Source organism: Microbulbifer maximicatervae (SeqCode), from assembly GCF_052467825.1.
The window spans coordinates 689,409-706,782 of record NZ_CP174327.1 but is presented as its reverse complement, the minus strand read 5'-3'; the positions used below and the strand labels follow the sequence as shown (position 1 = coordinate 706,782).

General features: G+C 52.7%; 18 protein-coding genes. 14 read left to right on the top strand and 4 right to left on the bottom strand.

From position 1 onward, the window contains the following. Window positions 1-67 precede the first annotated feature (67 nt). The gene (locus ACJJII_RS03110) at window positions 68-769 is read left to right on the top strand and encodes a putative adhesin (RefSeq protein WP_444918240.1); all 702 of its coding nucleotides are present in this window, start codon (window positions 68-70) and stop codon (window positions 767-769) included. A gap of 68 nt (window positions 770-837) precedes the next feature. Here ACJJII_RS03110 and ACJJII_RS03105 read toward each other — a convergent pair whose 3' ends face one another. Next, window positions 838-1,281 carry a SpoIIAA family protein gene (locus ACJJII_RS03105; protein WP_282931190.1) on the bottom strand — a complete coding sequence of 148 codons (444 nt, stop codon included), beginning with the start codon at window positions 1,279-1,281 and terminating at the stop codon, window positions 838-840. Window positions 1,282-1,310: 29 nt separating this feature from the next. Continuing rightward, on the bottom strand, window positions 1,311-1,886 hold the full coding sequence (locus tag ACJJII_RS03100) for a hemerythrin domain-containing protein (RefSeq protein WP_444896049.1): 576 nt from the start codon (window positions 1,884-1,886) through the stop codon (window positions 1,311-1,313). A gap of 480 nt (window positions 1,887-2,366) precedes the next feature. On the opposite strand from ACJJII_RS03100, the gene ACJJII_RS03095 reads away from it, so the two are divergent. The 13 genes from ACJJII_RS03095 (at window position 2,367) to ribA (ending at window position 12,447) form a co-directional block, all read left to right on the top strand. After that, complete coding sequence (locus tag ACJJII_RS03095; protein ID WP_444918239.1) at window positions 2,367-2,855, top strand: outer membrane beta-barrel protein; 489 nt, start codon at window positions 2,367-2,369, stop codon at window positions 2,853-2,855. A gap of 152 nt (window positions 2,856-3,007) precedes the next feature. After that, window positions 3,008-3,502 (top strand): porin family protein, encoded by a 495-nt coding sequence (locus tag ACJJII_RS03090; protein WP_444918238.1) that lies wholly within the window; start codon window positions 3,008-3,010, stop codon window positions 3,500-3,502. Window positions 3,503-3,721: 219 nt separating this feature from the next. Next, window positions 3,722-4,990, top strand: coding sequence for a serine hydroxymethyltransferase (glyA, locus tag ACJJII_RS03085; RefSeq protein WP_108734578.1), 1,269 nt, complete (start codon window positions 3,722-3,724; stop codon window positions 4,988-4,990). Window positions 4,991-5,143: 153 nt separating this feature from the next. Continuing rightward, window positions 5,144-5,611, top strand: coding sequence for a transcriptional regulator NrdR (gene nrdR / locus ACJJII_RS03080; RefSeq protein ID WP_108734577.1), 468 nt, complete (start codon window positions 5,144-5,146; stop codon window positions 5,609-5,611). Then, entirely contained in the window at window positions 5,608-6,753 is a 1,146-nt protein-coding gene (ribD, locus tag ACJJII_RS03075) for a bifunctional diaminohydroxyphosphoribosylaminopyrimidine deaminase/5-amino-6-(5-phosphoribosylamino)uracil reductase RibD (protein WP_444892065.1), read from the top strand. Before nrdR ends, ribD begins: the two co-directional genes overlap by 4 nt. Beyond that, window positions 6,753-7,415, top strand: coding sequence for a riboflavin synthase (locus ACJJII_RS03070; protein WP_108734575.1), 663 nt, complete (start codon window positions 6,753-6,755; stop codon window positions 7,413-7,415). Before ribD ends, ACJJII_RS03070 begins: the two co-directional genes overlap by 1 nt. Window positions 7,416-7,493: 78 nt before the next feature. After that, window positions 7,494-8,615 carry a bifunctional 3,4-dihydroxy-2-butanone-4-phosphate synthase/GTP cyclohydrolase II gene (ribBA, locus tag ACJJII_RS03065; protein ID WP_413663385.1) on the top strand — a complete coding sequence of 374 codons (1,122 nt, stop codon included), beginning with the start codon at window positions 7,494-7,496 and terminating at the stop codon, window positions 8,613-8,615. A gap of 77 nt (window positions 8,616-8,692) precedes the next feature. Further along, the gene (ribH, locus tag ACJJII_RS03060; RefSeq protein WP_108735355.1) at window positions 8,693-9,163 is read left to right on the top strand and encodes a 6,7-dimethyl-8-ribityllumazine synthase; all 471 of its coding nucleotides are present in this window, start codon (window positions 8,693-8,695) and stop codon (window positions 9,161-9,163) included. A 69-nt stretch (window positions 9,164-9,232) separates the two neighbouring features. Further along, a complete protein-coding gene (gene nusB / locus ACJJII_RS03055) occupies window positions 9,233-9,676 on the top strand; it encodes a transcription antitermination factor NusB (RefSeq protein WP_282931196.1) in 444 nt (147 codons plus the stop codon). Between the two features lie 10 nt (window positions 9,677-9,686). Next, on the top strand, window positions 9,687-10,628 hold the full coding sequence (gene thiL / locus ACJJII_RS03050) for a thiamine-phosphate kinase (protein WP_444918237.1): 942 nt from the start codon (window positions 9,687-9,689) through the stop codon (window positions 10,626-10,628). A 42-nt stretch (window positions 10,629-10,670) separates the two neighbouring features. Next, a complete protein-coding gene (locus ACJJII_RS03045) occupies window positions 10,671-11,159 on the top strand; it encodes a phosphatidylglycerophosphatase A family protein (RefSeq protein ID WP_444918236.1) in 489 nt (162 codons plus the stop codon). Window positions 11,160-11,176: 17 nt separating this feature from the next. Further along, window positions 11,177-11,812, top strand: coding sequence for a retropepsin-like aspartic protease family protein (locus tag ACJJII_RS03040; RefSeq protein ID WP_444918235.1), 636 nt, complete (start codon window positions 11,177-11,179; stop codon window positions 11,810-11,812). A 17-nt stretch (window positions 11,813-11,829) separates the two neighbouring features. Then, entirely contained in the window at window positions 11,830-12,447 is a 618-nt protein-coding gene (gene ribA / locus ACJJII_RS03035; protein WP_108734569.1) for a GTP cyclohydrolase II, read from the top strand. Window positions 12,448-12,572: 125 nt separating this feature from the next. Here the strand turns inward: ribA and ACJJII_RS03030 are convergent, their stop codons facing one another. Next, on the bottom strand, window positions 12,573-13,847 hold the full coding sequence (locus ACJJII_RS03030) for an amidohydrolase family protein (protein WP_444918234.1): 1,275 nt from the start codon (window positions 13,845-13,847) through the stop codon (window positions 12,573-12,575). Between the two features lie 152 nt (window positions 13,848-13,999). Further along, on the bottom strand, window positions 14,000-17,326 hold the full coding sequence (gene pulA, locus ACJJII_RS03025; RefSeq protein ID WP_444918233.1) for a pullulanase-type alpha-1,6-glucosidase: 3,327 nt from the start codon (window positions 17,324-17,326) through the stop codon (window positions 14,000-14,002). Between the last annotated feature and the right edge of the window lie 48 nt (window positions 17,327-17,374).

Here is a 17,374-nt window from a genome sequence, read left to right as displayed (position 1 = left end):
TAGTACGGTTGTTTTGTTTGGAGGGGTGACCCTCTTATTTCTGTACTCGACGTTAGATAGGTGTCATATGCCTGTTCGTGAATTGGATTTAGTCAAAATTTTTGCACCGGAAGGTACCAATGTTGGGGATGCGCCGTCCCTGGTGATTTCTGCCCACGGTGCCGCAACCAAGCAGGTTTTTTATAATAAAGGTCACGGTGGCGATAACCTGCTTTTCTTTGCACCTCACGGTTACACGTTGGAAGATCCTGGCCTACAAGATGTTGTAGATGGGAAAGCAAAAGTTCATGAGCATATTGGCAAGGGTAAGATATGCCGTAACTATATGTTGAAAAAATTCCAGGGGTACCACGGCAGTACAGCCGGACAGATTTTTGGTCGCCTATCGCGCCGATTTATTAATGATGGTGAGAGTTACGCTCAGATTCAGAATGTTGTGGATGAAGCCCATAAACACAATGTGAAAGCTATTCGGAATCAGGCAAGACTGCAGCAATATGACTTAAATGATCCCTTTCAAAAGTCTCTGTATGACGCAAAGGTTGGTGCTTCTTTGTACACCACAAAGATGGAAACTAACTTCTTGACGATTCGAAATAGGCACAATCAAAAGAGTCCAACTCTGGCTGATGTGCTCAATATTCTGCATCGGAACAACTTACACTATGAGAATATTTACTGTTCTTTTTGCCGTAACGAGTTGAGCGTAGGTAATCTTATATTGGGAACGCCTTCCTGGGACAGTAAAAAGAGGAAGGTGAATACTTAGAAATAAGTAACTGAGTAATTTACGGGCAAAAAAAGGGGGGCGTAAACGCCCCCTTAATCCACTACTTATCAGGAGTGTGTGGAGAAAGCTAATTCCTTTTCAGATTCCTTGTGACCAATACCCGTCTTCCTTGTTTCCTGTAGCCAATCCATGGCCTCTTGTTGCTGCTTGAAATAGCGGACTTCACCGCTAACAAACCAGCTCCCGACTTTTGTGGCTATTTGCTGCCACTCCTCATCCCCAAGTACAGCGACATGCGAGAATTCATTGCCGTGCTTTAAGGCCAGCTTGAACTCATCCCAGATCGCGTGCATCCCCCAGCCCTCGAAATCCCGGAGATCAATCAGTAATTGAACCTGAGGTTTTTTTACCCCTTCCAGAGCATATTCTAATAGTGGTGTTATATGCTCATAATCCTCATGGGTTAACTCACCAATTGCCTTTATGTAAAGGAAAAATTCATCATTTATGCGTTCCATGCCAATGGATATGCCGTGGCGTTTAAACTGCATTAATATTTCCTCCCTGCTGTTTTGGTGACCTAAGCTAATGCCTGCGCGGGCATTTGATGTTGTGTCAGATCTTCGTGCAGGGACTCGTAAATTTTTCTGGTTGCCCTGTCGAAATATCTGCAGCTTAATTCACTGACCTGTTTCTGAATATAAATCCAGTCGGTAGTCCCCAGGTACTGTTCGATCTGTGGGAAAATAGATTTATTTTCCAAGTCCATATGCTTGCGTTGCAGCTTCAGGTAGGTGTTGCAAGCTCCTTGCAGCACTCTCCGTTCAACGGTTGCATCATTGGCAATAGCGTAAAATAAAGCGCACATGTGTTTTGTCGCTGCGGCTATATTTTCATGCTGCATTTGCGCTTCGTAAATTGATTCCCTGTCATGTACTGGCTTAGTCAACAGTCGGGAAAATATTAAGTCTTCAACTGGGTGGTGATACCTATCCGGGTATGCCGATAAATAATCCAAAGCATCAAGGATCAGGGACAAGGTGTTTGGATCGCGGTCGCCGCAGCCAAAAAGATCCAGGAGTAATTGCTCAAAGGCGTTGAGCAACTCTTGCATATGTTTATGGTCACAGCACAGTTGTCGGTAGATGGCATTCATCCCAGACCTCCGCGATTTGTCGATGGGTCTATTGTTGCCATATGTACCAATCCAAAGTTGATTTGGATCAAGTGAGGGGGACTTAGTGGGACTCAAGGTGGAATTTACCGCTACCTACTCAGGGTAGGGCTGGGGTTATCAATAGGTATGAGGCTGACCATGCCGCTAAATTCCTTGGGCCAACTCTTTTCTGTGCTTCGTTGTATTTGACCACAAGATAAATTAAACCTATTTTCGAGTAGCCCTTTCTTCAGTTTTTTCCACAAGTACGCTCTTCTGTCGGACCTAGATAAGGGTGTGTCTGATCCTTCATATTTTAATAATTTCTAATGACGTGTTGTTGCACATTTAAGCATGCTGCGATGTTTCCCGTTGTTCAATAAATTTATTGGTGCTGAAGTCGTAGGTTGTCATCGAATTATTCCGCAGCGCTCTATTTATGTGTCACGACAAAGTTAATGCAACAGGATGGGAGTGTTAATGAAAATAGTTAAGGCTGGTATAGGTGTGCTGGCACTCGTTGTTTCAACGGGCGCAATTGCCGAGGGCGCCTACTGGGGGGGCGTGGCCGGAATAACAGATTTTGATTTCAAAGGGGTCGATAATCCTCTGAATTTGGGACTGCGAGCAGGTTATGTGCGGGCCTCGGGTTTTGGGGTGGAAGGTGAATATACCAGTTCACTATTAAGTGGTGAGACTGAGGCTTATGGTCGGAATGTGGATGTAGACATACGCACTCTTGCTACTTATGCGACTTACAGAACAGAGGGGGACTGGTACCTGAAAGGACGCCTGGGCCTTCTCTATGAAGACGTTTCTGTTGGCAGTGCAAGTAGTGATGACTTGGGTGTCAGCTTAGGGGCTGGAATTGGTTATAGCCTGAATGAAATTTATCACCTGGAGCTTGAGTACACCGTATTAGAGAAGGATGTCAGTTATTGGTCAGGCGGGTTTAGCCTGAGATTTTAATTGTCCCTTTCCTAAATTTAACTAATGGAGACATCTCTTTTTAGAAGCTCCCAGGTTACATTCTGACTTGTCTAAGTGAACACTTGTGCCAATTGATCATGTCCCTATAATCCCTGCCCTTTGATCAGACTTCGAGATTTAAGGGGAAGATGGTGGGCTTTAATCTCAAGGCAATGGCTGCAGTTGCCGCTCTGTTGTGTTCCGCTACCGCTTATGGGCAGGGTGCGTATATCGGTGGCGTTTTCGGTGTTTTGGATGTTGATGCCAGGGGGGAGAGTCCTTTAAATGGGGGGATTCGAGCCGGTTATACCTGGGGTTCTGGCTGGGGATTCGAGGCAGAAGTCACCGACTCTGTCATTGATGGTGAGTTCGACTACTACTGGTACGATTACAACTACTCCCTGGCAACACAAGCTGTTTATGCCACCTACCGCAGCCCGGGCAACATTTATCTGAAAGGTCGTATCGGCTACCTCCATGAGGAGTTGGAGATAGATAATTGGGAGAAAGAGTACTCGGATAACGGGGCATCTGCCGGGCTCGGGGCTGGTTTCAAACTGACCGACGAGGCGACCCTGGAACTGGATTACACCATCATTGAGTCCGACGTGAATTACTGGTCTGGCTCTATGGTGTACAAATTCTGACCGTCTTTTCAAGGTGGACGGGTTGGTCCCACCCCGTCTCTGCATTTGCGCATTCATGCTGCCCTTGGTGTACAATGCGCGCCTTTCTAAAATGCCCAGAATGCATTGAGCAGTAGGGCCATCCCACGCTGGGAGCCTTTGGTCCTACTCATAAGTCTGGGCGCTGTGGTATCGAGTTTTACAAGCCTCTACTCAAGCCCGCTTTACCGAGGGAACACCATGTTTGATTCATCTGTCACTTTAGCTTCTTACGACCCGGAAATTTGGGAAGCCATCCAGGAGGAAGACTCTCGTCAGGAAGACCATATCGAGTTAATCGCCTCTGAGAACTACACCAGCCCAATGGTAATGGAAGCTCAGGGCAGCAGCCTGACTAACAAGTATGCCGAGGGCTATCCAGGCAAGCGTTATTACGGCGGTTGTGAGTACGTGGACAAAGTGGAAACCCTGGCCATTGAGCGCGCCAAGGAGCTGTTTGGTGCTGACTACGCCAATGTGCAGCCGCACTCAGGATCACAGGCTAATGCGGCTGTTTACCAGGCGCTCTGCGCCCCAGGTGACACTGTACTGGGCATGAGTCTGGCCCACGGTGGCCACCTTACCCACGGTGCCCGCGTTAACTTTTCCGGCAAGATCTACAATGCAGTGCAGTACGGTCTGAACCCGGAAACTGGCGAAGTGGATTACGAGGAAGTTGAGCGCCTGGCGCTTGAGCACAAGCCGAAGATGATCGTGGCTGGTTTCTCTGCCTATAGCCGAGTGATGGATTGGGCGCGTTTCCGCGAGATCGCTGACAAAGTGGGTGCTTACCTGTTTGTGGATATGGCTCACATTGCAGGTCTGGTTGCCGCTGGTGAGTATCCCTCCCCAATCTCCCACGCCGATGTTGTGACTTCTACTACTCACAAAACCCTGCGCGGCCCGCGCGGCGGTATCATCCTGGCGCGCGCCAACGAAGAAATTGAGAAGAAGCTCAACTCCGCCGTATTCCCCGGTGGCCAGGGTGGCCCGCTGATGCATGTGATCGCGGCGAAAGCGGTTTCTTTCAAAGAGGCCATGACCCCCGAATACAAGGCCTACCAGAAGAAGGTTGTGGAAAATGCCCGCGCAATGGCGGAGACCTTCCTCGATCGCGGTATCAACATTGTATCCGGTGGGACCGATGATCACCTGATGCTGGTTGACCTGATTGGTAAAGAGTACACCGGTAAGGATGCGGATGAAGCCCTGGGTAATGCCAACATCACCGTTAATAAGAACGCGGTACCTAACGACCCGCGCTCTCCTTTCATTACCAGCGGCCTGCGTGTTGGTACCCCGGCAATTACCACTCGCGGCTTTGGTGTAAAGGAAACCCAGCAGCTTACTCACTGGATCTGCGACGTGCTGGACGCACTGGAGAAAGGTGATGTTGAAGCCACTATCGCCGATGTGAAGCAGAAGGTTCTGGGTATTTGCGCAGAGTTTCCTGTGTATAAAAAAGGCTGATCAGCACTGCTGACAAAAAAGCGGCTCATAGAGCCGCTTTTTTTATGTGTCCCTGTTGAATTTGCGATGCACTGTGTCTGTGCGTGCCGCGGTCACACAGTGCAACGGCTGTGGTAAACTGCGGCCCATTTTCCATTCCGGGGATAATCCCACATGCACTGTCCGTTCTGCAGCGCAGAAGAAACAAAAGTAGTCGATTCCCGATTGGTGGCTGAGGGCGACCAAGTACGCCGCCGGCGCGAGTGCCTGGAGTGCCACGAGAGGTTTACCACATTTGAAACTGCGGAGCTGCTGCTGCCGCGAGTGATCAAGCAAAACGGCCAGCGCGAGCCGTTTAATGAAGACAAGTTGCGCGCGGGTATTCAGCGCGCTGTGGAAAAGCGCCCGGTGAGTATCGAGCGGGTGGAGTCGGCGGTATCTCAAATAAAACACGCCCTGCAGGCGACCGGAGAACGGGAGTTGCCGGCGCGTGCTATTGGTGAATTGGTGATGGAGCAGCTGCGTGAGCTGGACCAGGTGGCCTATGTGCGCTTTGCTTCTGTCTATCGCCGTTTTGAGGATGTTAGCGAGTTTAGAGAAGAGATTGAGCGACTGACCAGTAAGGGATCGAAGACAGAATGAGTCAAACGGTTGTACACAGTGCGGAAGCACTGATGGCCCGCGCTATTCAGTTGGCAGAGCGCGGTCTCTACACCACTATGCCAAATCCGCGAGTGGGCTGTGTGATTACTGACGGGGATGGCAATGTTGTCGGCGAAGGCTGGCACAAGCGGGCCGGCGAACCCCACGCTGAGATCGAAGCCTTGAGTGATGCCGGCGACCTGGCTCAGGGGGCTACGGTTTATGTCACTCTTGAGCCCTGCAGCCATACCGGCCGCACAGGTCCCTGTGCCGAGGCGTTGGTAAAGGCCGGCGTGGCCCGGGTTATTTACGGAATGCAGGATCCGAATCCGAATGTCAGCGGTGCCGGATTGCAAATATTGCGCGATGCTGGGATCGAAGTGGAAGGCCCCATCCTGGAAGAGAGGTGTCGCGCTCTAAACCCCGGCTTTATCAAGCGTATGACCCTGGGACTGCCCCTGGTGCGAAGCAAATCCGCCATGAGCCTGGATGGGCGCACCGCTATGGCCAGTGGGGAGTCAAAGTGGGTATCGGGCCCTGCGGCTCGCGCCGATGTACAGCGCCTGCGCGCTCGCAGTTGTGCAGTGATTACCGGGGTTGAGACGGTGCGCTTCGACAATCCCAATCTCAATGTGCGCGCCGATGAAATGGCACTGGAAATGCTGGCCGCAGAGCGAGCCGCCGAAGTGCAGCCGCTGCGGGTAATTGTTGACAGCCAGCTGCGTACCCCAGCGAGAGCCTTTATTTTGCAGGGGGATGCCCCCACATTGGTGTGCACGACAGAGCGCGCGGAGGCCGAGCGCCGCGAGCGTATTGAGAAAACGGGTGCGGAAGTCGTGGTTTTACCCCACGACAAAGAGGGCCGCGTAGACCTGCTCGCCCTGCTCAAGGAGTTGGCGCGACGCCAGTGCAATGAAGTTTTGGTAGAGAGCGGTGCGACCCTCTCTGGTGAATTCCTCTACCGGGGCCATGTCGACGAAATAATTGTTTATATGGCGCCAAAACTGCTGGGTAGCACCGGGCGACCGCTGTTTGAACTGCCTATCGAGCGTATGGGCTCGATGCTGCCGATTACGATTACCGATATGCGCGCAGTTGGTCACGACTGGCGCATTACTGCAACAACCGATATCGAGCGCTGATGTTTACCGGAATTATTGAAGCCTTAGGCGAGATTGCAGAGTTAAAACCCCAGGGCGGCGACCTGCGTGTGCGTGTGCGCAGCGGTAAGCTGGATCTGGGTGATGTGCAACTGGGGGACAGTATTGCCACCAATGGTGTTTGTCTCACGGTTGTTGACCTGCCCGGTGATGGTTACTGGGCGGATGTCTCTGCGGAAACCCTGGATGTGACAACGGTGGGCCGCTGGAAAAAAGGCGACCGGGTCAATCTGGAAAAAGCACTGACACCCCAGACCCGCCTGGGTGGACACATTGTCAGCGGCCATGTGGATGGTATTGGCGAGGTGGTATGGCGCAAGTCCGAGGCTCGCGCCGAGCGGTTCCGCCTGCGCGCACCGGAAAATCTGGCTCGCTATATTGCCCATAAAGGGTCTATCACCGTCGACGGCACCAGCCTCACGGTCAATGCCGTGGATGGGGCTGAGTTTGAACTCACCATAGTGCCACACACGTTGCAGGAAACGATTATGGCCGGCTATACCGCCGGTACTCGGGTCAACCTGGAAGTGGACCTGATTGCGCGCTACTTGGAGCGGCTACTCCTCGGTGATGAGGCAGCCAAGCCTAGTGGTGGGGGCATGACCCTCGAATTTTTGGCCCAGAACGGGTTTTACAAGCGCTAAAGATGGGCCGTGCACCACGGCGAAAACAGCAGCGATAGCCGCTCTATTTGCAATTGATAAATTTATCCAGAGTTAACCATGGAACTAAATACGGTTGAAGAACTGATCGACGATATCCGCCAGGGCAAAATGGTAATCCTGATGGATGATGAAGATCGCGAGAACGAGGGCGACCTGGTGATGGCTGCGGAGCAGATTCGCGCTGAAGACATCAACTTTATGGCCACTCATGCCCGTGGCCTGATTTGTATGCCCATGTCCAAAGAGCGCTGTGAGCAGTTGGACCTGCCGCTGATGTCGCGGGACAACGGAGCCCAGTTCAGCACCAACTTCACCGTATCCATTGAGGCGGCAGAGGGTGTCACCACCGGTATTTCCGCCGCCGATCGCGCGCGCACGGTTCGCGCCGCTGTGGCCAGAAATGCCAAGCCCAGCGATATTGTACAGCCCGGCCATATCTTCCCCATTATGGCCCAGCCCGGAGGTGTATTAAGCCGCGCAGGCCACACCGAAGCCGGTTGCGACCTGGCCCGCCTGGCGGGTTTTGAGGCGGCTGCGGTGATTGTTGAGATCATGAATGAAGACGGCACCATGTCCCGCCGCCCGGACCTGGAAAAGTTCGCGAAAGAGCACAACCTGAAGATCGGCACAATCGCCGACCTGATTACCTATCGCGCCCTGAATGAGAAAACCGTTGAGTGCGTTAATGAGCGCAAGGTGCGCACCGAGTTCGGTGAGTTCAAACTGCGCACTTATCTCGATAAGGCCCGCCGCGAACGCCACTTTGCCTTTGTTAAAGGCGACCCCACCCCAGAAGAACCGACCCTGGTTCGTGTGCATGTGGGAAATACTCTGCGCGATGTGCTTACGATTCAGCGCGGCGATGAAAAATTCACCCCGTGGACCTTCCGCCGCGCGATGCAGCGTATTGAAGAAGAGGGCAAGGGTGTTGTGGTACTGATCTGCCACAACGAAACCACCGAAGAAATCGAAGAGAGTATTGATTGGCTGATCAGCGGCAAGCAACAGCGCCCCAGCCAGGACCTGGTGTACAAACAGGTAGGTACCGGTTCGCAAATTCTGCGGGATCTCAAGGTGCGCAAAATGCGCCTGATGAGCGCACCGTTCAAATTCAGTGCTATTTCCGGGTTTGACCTGGAGGTAGAGGAATACCTGAACGTGGAAGCGCCGCAACCCTAGTAAAAGAGTAACAATACTGAAGCGCCGCTACTGTCCTGATAGCGGCGGCGATGGACAAGAAATACGGATTGAAAATTATGAGCAATATTCAAGTGATCGAAGGGGACTTTGTCGGCAGTACGGGCAAATACGCACTGTTGGTGAGCCGCTGGAACAGCTTTGTGGTTGAAAGCCTAAAGGATGGTGCACTGGACACCCTGCGCCGCAAGGGAATCAAGGATGAAGATATCACTATCTACTACGCCCCGGGCGCATTCGAATTTCCCCTGGCGGCACAGAAGTTGGCTGAGACTAAAAAGTTCGATGCCATTATTGCCCTGGGTGCGGTTATCCGTGGTGGCACCCCGCACTTTGAGTATGTGGCTGGCGAGTGCACCAAAGGCCTGGCTCAGGTATCCATGAATACTGGCATTCCCGTCACCTTTGGCGTGCTGACAGTGGACTCCATTGAGCAGGCTATTGAACGCTCAGGCACCAAGGCTGGCAACAAAGGTTGTGAAGCCGCCGAAACCGCCCTGGAAATGGTTTCCCTACTCGGCAAGATTTAATTGCCGGCGCGCCGGCACAAAAGGTGTGTCGGTGCAGCCCATTCTGTGAAGTATCTACCGGAAAAGACAATGACCGTAACTGCATCCGCCCGCCGTAAGGCACGTCACTACGCCATGCAGGCGCTCTATCAGTGGCAGATGGCCGGCGCCAGCCTTAATTCCATTGAGGCCGAGTTTCACGCCGATAATGATATGAGCAAAACCGACGTGGAATATTTTCGTGATATTTTCCACGGCGTAGCGAAAAACCTTGATGAGGTAGAGGGCGCTTACACGTCGCACCTGGATCGCAAAGTGGAAGATCTGGACCCTGTATCCCGCGCGCTGTTGCGCATGGCCACTTACGAGCTGAAAAACCGTATCGATGTGCCTTACAAGGTTGTCATTAATGAGGCGGTGGCACTGGCGAAAAAATTTGGTCCCACCGATGCCTTCAAGTTTATCAATGGCATTTTGGATAAGACCGCTGCGGACCTGCGCTCGGCAGAGGTAGCCGCAGACAAGAAGGGCTGAGCCAGCAATTATGTCTAAAGCGCCGGGGGAGTTTGAGATCATCCGCGATTACTTCGCCCGCGCTCCCCAGGGCGAAGGTGTAGCCCTGGGGATTGGCGATGACTGCGCGCTATTGCAAGCACCTGTCAGCGGGCAGTTGGCCACTTCTATGGACACCCTGGTAGCAGGCCGTCACTTCCCCGCAGGTGCTGACCCATTCATGGTTGCGAGCCGTGCACTGCGTGTGAATATCAGTGATCTGGCGGCAATGAATGCCCGCCCCCTCTGGTTTACCCTTGCCCTGACCTTACCCGCTAGCGACTCCGTTTGGCTGGAGAAATTCGCCAGTGGCCTGCTGGAAACTGCTGGCAAGTTTGGGGTTTCCCTTGTGGGTGGTGACACCACCGCTGGCCCCTTGTCCATTACGATTCAGGTGATCGGCCATACCGAAAAGCCCCTCCGGCGGGGCGGCGCTTCTGTCGGCGACAATATTTATGTGAGCGGCCCACTGGGCGCTGCCGCGGCAGCCCTGCCCGTTGTTTTGGCAGAGCGGAATGTGACTGAGTCAGTGCGGCGGGAAGCGGAGCAGGCTTTCTATTTTCCCGAGCCGCAATTAGAAACTGCCAACGCGATTGCAGGCATTGCTACCAGTGCGTTGGATATTTCCGACGGATTATTGGGGGATCTGGGCCATATCTGCAAAGCGAGCGGTGTGGCAGCAGAAATAAACCTGGAGTCTCTGCCCATAGCCCCCCTGGCCAATCGATTGGCAGCTGATACTGCCGTAGAGCTGGCGGCCTGTGGAGGGGATGACTACCAGCTCTGTTTTACCGCACCGGCAGCCGCAGTTGAGCAAGTTCGTCAGCTGGGTTTCACACCCATAGGAAAACTCGTTGAGGGGGAGCCGCAGGTACGCTGCTCCTATCACGGGAACCCCTGGGTTGCTCAATCGCCAGGCTATAGGCACTTTTAAGTCATTGTGTAGACCATAGTGCCTTTGTGAGAATTCAATAACATGAGCATTAACAACCCGACATTTTCCCAGCTGTTGCGCGATCCCACCTTACTGTTGGCATTTGGGTTCGGCTCCGGGCTGGCACCCAAAGCGCCGGGTACGTTTGGTACCCTGGCAGCGATTCCTTTTTGGTGGTTGATGAAGGATTTGCCTCCATTCTGGTATCTGGCCATTGTGTTTGTTACCGGTGTGGTAGGTTGCTATCTATGTGGTGCAGCTGCCAAGAAAATGGGAGTTCACGATCACGGCGGTATTGTTTGGGATGAAATGGTGGGCTACTGGCTCACCATGTTTATGGCTCCTGCAGGTTGGGCTTGGGCGCTATACGGTTTTGTCCTCTTCCGGATATTTGATATTGCCAAGCCCCCGCCCATTGGTTGGGCTGATCGCAAGGTGCAAGGTGGCGTTGGGATTATGCTCGACGATATACTGGCCGCCGTTTATGCGTCCCTGATACTGCAATTAACGGCGTGGGTACTGGGCGCTTAGATTGATAGGGAAGATCAATGCGCAGCTATTTTGTATTTTTTTTAAGTCTCTTGATTGCTCTGAGTGCTAATGCACAGCAGGTTCAATTAAAGGGATTATTTGGCGATAGCGCCATGCTGGAAATTGATGGCCGCCAGAAAATTCTTAAGGCGGGACAAAAATCCCCAGAGGGTGTCACCCTGTTGGAAGCGACTACTCGTTATGCACGGATTAGTGTGTCTGGACGGGAGCAAAAGCTGACCTTGGATGCACCTATAGCAACCAGTTTTGCCAAGGCGGCGAAAGCAGAAGTACGGCTTCCCGCCGATAGCCGTGGACATTATTTAACAAATGCCTGGGTCAATGGCCTGAGAGTGCCGATGATGGTGGATACCGGCGCTACCAATATTGCTATTAATTATCCTACCGCTCGTCGCCTAAGGCTGAATCTGGATAATGCTGAGGAAGTACTAGTCTCTACTGCTAATGGTATTACTAGTGTTTATCGAGTGAATCTTAGCAGTGTCACCATAGGTGGAATCAAAGTTCACAATGTTGATGCGACAGTTCATGCCGATGACTTCCCCCAGGTGGTACTTCTTGGCAACAGCTTTCTCAGCCAGGTTGATATGGAACAGCAGGGCGGTGTGCTGGTACTGCGCGCCCGACACTGATTTAAAGAGGTATTAAGTTGACCATTCGTTTTGTGGAATCCTCAAAACTGCCCACCTCTTGGGGTATGTTTGAGATGCACGGTTTCGAGGAAGTGGAAACCGGAAAAGAGCACGTGGTACTCACCATGGGTGACTTCGATACCGAAGAGCCTCTGTTGGCCCGTATTCATTCTGAGTGCCTGACCGGAGATGCACTATTCTCCCTGCGCTGTGATTGTGGTGCCCAGCTACAACATGCGATGCATCGCATAGCGATGGAGGGGCGTGGAGCTATTTTCTATCTCCGCCAGGAGGGCCGCGGTATCGGTCTGTTAAATAAGATTCGCGCTTACCACTTGCAGGATTGTGGTGCGGATACGGTGGAAGCCAATGAGCAGTTGGGCTTTGGCGCGGATATGCGGGATTACTCAATTCTGAAAGCAATGATCGAACACCTGGGTATTCATGCCATTCGCTTGATGACCAATAACCCGCGTAAGGTAAAAGCGCTGGAGGACTTGGGCATCAATGTGACTGAACGCCTGCCGCACCAGTCTGGGCGCAATCCCCACAATGCCAAGTATTTGTCCACTAAAAAAGGCAAACTTGGTCACCTGATCGAAAATGAGGATGAAGAAGGAAAAGAGGAAAACTAACTTTCACTTTTCTTTAAGCACCCCAATAAAAAAGGCCGGAGTTATCCGGCCTTTTTTATTTTGTAGAAATTAATTAAAACTGGGTTCGAATATTTTAATTTCGCTATTAAACTATTCAGAGGCTTTTAATTCTTAAAGACCTTGCCCCCTTTCATCACAAAATCCACATCTAAAAGTTCATCGATATTATCCAGTGGCGAGCCATCGGTGGCGATAATATCGGCGTACTTACCGGACTCAATGGTGCCCAGTGAATCGCTCATATCGATCAGGTCGGCGGCGTTAACGGTAGCGGATTGCAGGATGGCCATATTGTCCATACCGGCTTCACTCATCAGTACCGCCTCGCGGGCATTGATGCCGTGCTTGGATACACCTGAGTCGGTACCGAAAGCAATTTTTACTCCGGCATTGACCGCTTTACGGAAATTGCCGCGCATGTCTGTGCCAACACGAATGGCTTTTTCCTTCTGAGCCTCAGATAAGACATCGGTATTTTTTGCCAGCTGTACCACAGTATCGCCGGCGAGAAGTGTCGGAACCAGATAAGCGCCGGTTTCTTTAAATAACTTATGGGCGCGGGGACCTGCGTAGGTGCCGTGCTCAATACTGTCTACACCAGCCTCCAGTGCGGCGATAATGCCTTCTTCCTGATGCGCATGACTGGCCACCTTGCGGCCCATACGTTTGGCTGCAAGGACCACCTCTTTTAACTCATCCATTTCCATCTGCTGACCAGTTCCGGTAGCGCGATCGGTGAGCACACCACCGGTAGAGGTAATCTTGATAAAGTCAGCACCATATTTGATCGCATGGCGGGTCGCGCGTCGGCACTCGTAGGGGCCGTCGCATACAGTTTTGGTCTTGTCATCATGCAGCTCCATTAGCTCTGGACTGACCCCGCTGATATCTGCGTGGCCACCAGTTATTCCCACCCTGCCGGCTGCAACAATTCGCGGGCCATCTACCCAACCTTTATTGATCGCATCGCGCATCGCATACATTTCTTCACCACTGTTACCAGCATCGCGCACAGTGGTAAAACCAGACCCCAGGGTTCGCATGGCAAACATTTGCGAGCGCATCTGGGTCAGCGGCATGGACATCTTGAGAGCCTCGGTATCATTTTTAGGGCCCAGCTCACCTTGTAAATGCACGTGCATATCCATTAAGCCCGGCATTACGAAACTATTCTTAAGATCAATGACTTCAGCGTTATCCGGGCTTACATAACCGGATCTGACAGCACTGATCTTGCCGTCCTCGATAATTACACTTTGCTCTTGCAAAGGTTTCTCACCGGGAACGGCGAGGAGTGTGCCTGCATGGATAACAGTAGTTTTTGCCAGTGTCGCGGATGAGAGAAGAGTTGCGATGCCGCAGAGAAGGAGACGCTTCATGATTTGTACACCTATTTATTATTTAGGTACACGCTAAATCAATCTGCGGAATATGACAATTGCGAGCTGATTACTTGGTGAGAGCCGGGAAATTAGTTTCTAAAAAATGAAAAAAAGGCCGGAAAATCCGGCCTTTCAAAATTTATAAAGAATTAATATCTACGGCGTGGCTGCACAAATACTGTGGTAGTTCGGCCGGGCAGAGTAAAGGTGCCGCTGCTCCTATCAAATTTTACTTTGTGCAGGCGTGAGTCTACTGATCGGCGCTGACGTGGGTGCTTGAATAGGTACTCACCAATAAGGTTTTCGCTGGTAAATTCCAATGATTCGTCATCGCCATTAAACAGCACCACAATTCGTTCAAAGCGGCGATCGATGCTGCCACTGGAATCGGATAACTCCATTACAATCAGCCCAGGAATCTGGTCGGGTCCGGTGTTGAGGAAATTGAGATGTGCCTCTACGGACTCTGCATCAGACAAGCGGAACAGGGGAGAGCTGTTGCGAATCGCCAGCTGCTCGCGGAATAGAGCAGAGCTCCACAAGCGGTGCCGGCGCTCGGGAGCCAATTCCGGGTTTGCCAGTAAAGGTTGCATCAGGGACCAGTTATCTTCGTTTTTATCTGCGATAGGTAAACCCGCACCCCAATTATCGGTGGCGAGGCTGAAGTCCAGCGCATTAAACCAGTCACCGGAGTTGTAACTGTCCCGATCCATCGACTTTGAGCGCAGGAAATCCTGGCCTGCGTGGATAAACGGCACTCCCTGGGCGAACAGAACCAGGGAATTACTGAATGCCTGGATACGCACTCGTTCAGCCAAGTCGGCGCTGTCACTGGCTTTGATCTGTACTCCGTCGAACAGCGTCTCGTTGTCGTGGGCGGCAATATAATTAATGGATTCCTGCGGGTCGGCGGTATAGCCGGTGGGCTGGCCGTTATAGACCAGCTCGCTGCCGGTAATGATATTGCCGTTGGCATCTTCAAAAGGATAATCCGCCAGGTTGCCGGCTAGGGAAACGCGGACTTTATCTGCCAGGGTTAGCAGTGTGGCACGCTCATCTTCTCCCTCAAACTTACCGTTGCTGTCGGTGAACAGACCGGTACCAAAGCCCTGCTCCTCAAAGCCTCCGAAGGGGTTGCCACCACGCACGGAATCGCGCAGGCGGTCGTTAAAGGTGCCGATACCGCTGCCGGCCATATTGCCCTGGCGGGCCTGTACAAAGCGAGCATCGTCAGCCACCTCGCCAAAATTCCAGCCCTCGCCGTACAAATAGATAGCGTTGCCATCGACACCATCGGCTGCCGGGGTCAGTGATTGCAGTGCCGCTTGCGCCTTGAGGATATTGTCGAGGCTGTGATGTCCCATCAGATCGAAACGGAAGCTGTCCACCTTGTAGGCCTGGGCCCAGGTGACCAGGGAATCGATCATCAGCTTTTCCATCATGGCGTGCTCACTGGCGGTATTGGCGCAGCAGCTACTCATTTCCACACCGCCTTCCAGATTGCGGCGGTGATAATAGCCGGGGACGATTTTATCGAGTACGGAGTTGTCGTATTGGCCATAGGAGCTGGTGTGGTTGTAAACCACATCCATTACCAGTCGCAGGCCGGAGCGGGATAGCCCCTGCACCATTTGACGGAATTCGCGAATGCGTGCAGGTCCATCGGGAGCGCTGCTATAGCTGCCTTCGGGGACCGTGTAGTGCAATGGATCGTAGCCCCAGTTAAAGCCATCGGTATCGCGAATTGCATCTACCTGGGCCTGCTGCTCGCTGCTGTCCGATGCGTAGTCTGAGAGGTCCGGTGTTTGCTGCTGCTGCATGCGATCCTCATTGACTGTGGCAAAGTCAAAGGCCGGCAGCAGGTGGATATGAGTGAGGCCGGCGCGGGCCAATTTATTGAGGTGGCGCATGCCGTCGCTGTGCTTGCGGGTGAAAGCCTTGAAGGTGCCGCGCTCTGCTTCGGGGACAGTTTGATCCGCAATACTGAAATCGCGTACGTGCAGCTCGTAGACACTGATATCTTCCGGCTGGGTTAACCTGGGCTTGCGCAGGCGGTCCCAACCGCGCGGCTTCAGGTCCCGGTCATCCAGCTTGACGATCTGGCTTTTGCCGCTATTGATGGAGAGACTCAGGGAGTAGGGGTCGGTGACCAGGTTGGTTTCAATCTGACGGCTGAAGTAGGAATACACCTCGACCTCGTAGAGGTAAAAGCTGCGGTCCCACTGCTTATCGATATCGGCACTCCAAACCCCGGTAGATTCATCGCGCAGCATGGATACCACGTGATCGGCGCTATCGCTGCTGGGGTCTGTAAACAGGTGCAGCTTTACTGCCCTTGCAGTGGGTGCCCAAAGATCGAGTTGGATACTCTCCTCGCGGACACGGGCACCGAGTTCACCGTCGTAGTAGAAGCGGTCATCGAGGGCTCCGGCCATCTGCACACCAGTTGCATCCAGTAACTTGCCCTTCGCATCGTAAGCGGCGAGTGCGAGTTGCTGGGTGACCAGATCACTGATGGAGGCCTGCCCTGGCAATTGCCAGGCACTGAAACTGGCCAGGTGCGGGAATTTTTGTTGGGCGCTGCCGGGCAGGGTGGCGAGAGGGGGGAGATCGATGGTGCCATCGGAACGGATATCACCGTCCTCCAGTTTTAGCTCGGCGCTGTTGCTGTAGTGCAATTTAACCTCGATACCTTCCTGCACCTGGATATCCCAGGCAAAGCTGCTGGTATCCACCCAGTGAGCTCTATCGCTGCTCAGGTCACCCTTGGCGAAGCCATCACTGCTGACGGAGACTTCTTTACTATTCGAGTCAAAAGCAAAGTAGATTTCGTCGTAATCGGCAGCCACGGTAAAGCTGACGTTAGCTCCATTGTTGCCGTAGCTCTCCTCCCAGCCTTCGTGCAAGGCTACCTTGAATTCATAGGAACCGGCAGGCAGTGCTGAGGTGATAAAGGTGTAGGTGCCATCTCCATCGGCATCCTGCATCCAGCTGCGCAGGCAACTGGGTTGCCAGTCTCCCGGGCACCCCAGCAGGGATTGGAAGTTGCCGGCTACAGTGGCGACCACGCTACTGTGGTTGTCGGTGATCCAGTGACTCTCGTGGTCGTAGATAAATTTAACTTCGCGGGCCTCATCCAGGCTAAGGGAAATATTACCGCCGTCCCTCTGGCCGCCCCAGCCATAATTTTCATCCCAGCTGCTGTTGAGAGCGGCTTTGTACTCCCAGTTGCCGGCGGGTATCCAAAAGTTGCCTTGCCATTTGTCGTCTTCGCTGTCATAGCTGAGCAGGGTGGCGACACAACCTGGTTGCCAGTCGCCATCGCAGCCCAGTTGGCTTTGTAGGTTGCCGGGAATATTGACCTCTGTGGGGTCTGGTGTGTCAGATGCCCACACCGGTATTTGGATGGAGCAGAAGACTGCCCCCAGAATCAGCCCCGCCTTTGTGCCGGGCCCTGTAAATTTTGTTGTTGGCATAGCGCTTCCCATTTTTTTTGTACTTGTTGCGGTTCTCTCAGTTGGTAT

Excerpts from the sequence above, each read along its gene's own strand:
- pulA (WP_444918233.1), bottom strand. The coding sequence starts at position 17,326 with ATGCCAACAACAAAATTTACAGGGCCCGGCACAAAGGCGGGGCTGATT.
- ribH (WP_108735355.1), top strand. The coding sequence starts at position 8,693 with ATGAGCAATATTCAAGTGATCGAAGGGGACTTTGTCGGCAGTACGGGC.
- ACJJII_RS03030 (WP_444918234.1), bottom strand. The coding sequence starts at position 13,847 with ATGAAGCGTCTCCTTCTCTGCGGCATCGCAACTCTTCTCTCATCCGCG.
- ACJJII_RS03095 (WP_444918239.1), top strand. The coding sequence starts at position 2,367 with ATGAAAATAGTTAAGGCTGGTATAGGTGTGCTGGCACTCGTTGTTTCA.
- ACJJII_RS03045 (WP_444918236.1), top strand. The coding sequence starts at position 10,671 with ATGAGCATTAACAACCCGACATTTTCCCAGCTGTTGCGCGATCCCACC.
- ACJJII_RS03100 (WP_444896049.1), bottom strand. The coding sequence starts at position 1,886 with ATGAATGCCATCTACCGACAACTGTGCTGTGACCATAAACATATGCAA.
- ACJJII_RS03105 (WP_282931190.1), bottom strand. The coding sequence starts at position 1,281 with ATGCAGTTTAAACGCCACGGCATATCCATTGGCATGGAACGCATAAAT.
- ribBA (WP_413663385.1), top strand. The coding sequence starts at position 7,494 with ATGGAACTAAATACGGTTGAAGAACTGATCGACGATATCCGCCAGGGC.
- glyA (WP_108734578.1), top strand. The coding sequence starts at position 3,722 with ATGTTTGATTCATCTGTCACTTTAGCTTCTTACGACCCGGAAATTTGG.
- ACJJII_RS03110 (WP_444918240.1), top strand. The coding sequence starts at position 68 with ATGCCTGTTCGTGAATTGGATTTAGTCAAAATTTTTGCACCGGAAGGT.
- ribD (WP_444892065.1), top strand. The coding sequence starts at position 5,608 with ATGAGTCAAACGGTTGTACACAGTGCGGAAGCACTGATGGCCCGCGCT.
- ACJJII_RS03040 (WP_444918235.1), top strand. The coding sequence starts at position 11,177 with ATGCGCAGCTATTTTGTATTTTTTTTAAGTCTCTTGATTGCTCTGAGT.
- nusB (WP_282931196.1), top strand. The coding sequence starts at position 9,233 with ATGACCGTAACTGCATCCGCCCGCCGTAAGGCACGTCACTACGCCATG.
- ACJJII_RS03070 (WP_108734575.1), top strand. The coding sequence starts at position 6,753 with ATGTTTACCGGAATTATTGAAGCCTTAGGCGAGATTGCAGAGTTAAAA.
- thiL (WP_444918237.1), top strand. The coding sequence starts at position 9,687 with ATGTCTAAAGCGCCGGGGGAGTTTGAGATCATCCGCGATTACTTCGCC.
- nrdR (WP_108734577.1), top strand. The coding sequence starts at position 5,144 with ATGCACTGTCCGTTCTGCAGCGCAGAAGAAACAAAAGTAGTCGATTCC.